Source organism: Helicobacter bizzozeronii, from assembly GCF_900196775.1.
Lineage (GTDB): Bacteria > Campylobacterota > Campylobacteria > Campylobacterales > Helicobacteraceae > Helicobacter > Helicobacter bizzozeronii.
In genome coordinates this window covers 1-1,481 of the sequence record NZ_FZLB01000092.1, presented here as the reverse complement: position 1 = coordinate 1,481, position 1,481 = coordinate 1, and the positions used below count along the sequence as shown (strand labels likewise).

3 protein-coding genes are annotated in these 1,481 nt (G+C 48.0%); 1 reads left to right on the top strand and 2 read right to left on the bottom strand.

Features of this window, described 5'->3' with window-relative positions:
* Positions 1–286 precede the first annotated feature (286 nt).
* Positions 287–595, top strand: a complete 309-nt coding sequence (locus tag C5684_RS08355) for a hypothetical protein (protein ID WP_034582453.1) — start codon at positions 287–289, stop codon at positions 593–595.
* Between the two features lie 45 nt (positions 596–640).
* On the opposite strand, the gene C5684_RS08350 is transcribed toward C5684_RS08355, so the two are convergent.
* Both C5684_RS08350 and C5684_RS08345 read right to left on the bottom strand, forming a co-directional pair.
* A complete protein-coding gene (locus C5684_RS08350; protein WP_006017811.1) occupies positions 641–1,006 on the bottom strand; it encodes a heat shock protein transcriptional repressor HspR in 366 nt (121 codons plus the stop codon).
* 2 nt (positions 1,007–1,008) lie between these two features.
* A partial coding sequence (locus C5684_RS08345) for a J domain-containing protein (protein ID WP_233708728.1) occupies positions 1,009–1,481 on the bottom strand: 473 nt, incomplete at its 5' end.

The following is a 1,481-nucleotide window of genomic DNA, read 5'->3' as shown; positions in this document are numbered from 1 at the left end:
TGGTGTGTGACATCATGTGACATATAGAACATGTCTATCTGGACGTTTTGTCGGTTAGTTATTCTGTATTGTTGTTTGCTTCACGCTATAGTGGGTGGCACAGTGTGTGTCTGGTTGTGTCTTATGTCTGATATCATGGTATGGAGTTAGATCTGTGGATTGTGGTTGTGTTTTTTTTTTTTTAGAGAAGGGGTCGGGCAGTGGCGTTCTGGTCTCTGTCTGGGGGTGGGGTTGGTGTGGAAAGGGGGGGGGGGGGGGGGGGGCGATAGTCGCTGGTCTCCTCTTTGTGGGTTGCACCACTCGGTTAGACACCATTAACCCCAACCAGCCATTGACGGGCAACACAACCTCTGTTTTTGGGTATGCGTGCAACAGTTTCACTTGGCCTTATGGCAAGACGCATAACGAAGAACTCAAGCAGCGGGCGATGCAACAGGTGCAACAACAGGCCAACACATATGCTAGTGGATTTGGTGCAAAGCAAGGGGAGTTGATTAACATCAGTGTAACCAAAGAAATCTACCCTTGGTTTTGGTGGCTTTTGGGTAGCGAATGCGTGAAAGTGCGCGGTTTTGCACGCCCCGCATCGCATTAAAAGGCATATAAAGTCAAAGAGTGGGTTTGAGTCCCACTCTGTGTTTTAAGACTTCTTAAATAAAATCAGCTCATAGGAAGTTTTTTGGATTTGTTTGGTCTCTGTGGGGGTGGGGGCGTGTTTTTTCATGTGGGCTTGGAGTTGCTCATTCAGGCTATCAAGCTCATCTAGGCGTTCTTTTAAACGCAAAATAATATCCACCCCCGCTAAATTCACGCCCATATCACGGGTTAGGCGTAAGATCGTCTTGATCTTATCCACATCTCTTTGCGAATAAAGGCGCATTTTCCCATCGGTGCGTTTAGGCTCTACTAGCCCCTCTTTTTCATATTGGCGTAGGGTCTGGGGATGCACACCCAAAATCTTAGCCACTACGCTGATCAAATAAAGCGGTGCGTCATAATCCACCATGCCTAATCCTTTAATTGTTCTTGCAAGACTTGCTTAAATTGCGCGCTCATGCTATCGGTGTGGGGCAAGATCACATTAGCCTTTAGGTATAAATCCCCCATGTTCCCACTCTTGCGGTTTTTAACCCCCAATTCTTTGAGGCGGAATTTTTGGGCGTTTTTGGTATTGGGCGGGATTTTCAAACTCACTTCCTTATGCAAAGTTTCCACCTGCACCTTGCCCCCAAAAAGCGCAACTTTTAAGGGCAGATCAAAGGATTTAATGAGATCGTCTCCCTCTCTGGTGTATTCGCTATCCTCCAGCACATGCACTTTTAAGAGCACATCGCCTTGCATCCTGCCCTGCTGGTGTCCCCGCCCCCGTGCGCGCAACACCTCGCCCTCCCTGACCCCGGCAGGGATTTTGATCTCAAAACTATCATGTTGGAGCTGGATTTTGCGTTTTGCCCCCAAAACCGCCTCTCTTAGGGCAATTT

Coding starts and splice junctions, on each gene's coding strand:
- C5684_RS08350 (WP_006017811.1), bottom strand. CDS start 1,006: ATGGTGGATTATGACGCACCGCTTTATTTGATCAGCGTAGTGGCTAAG.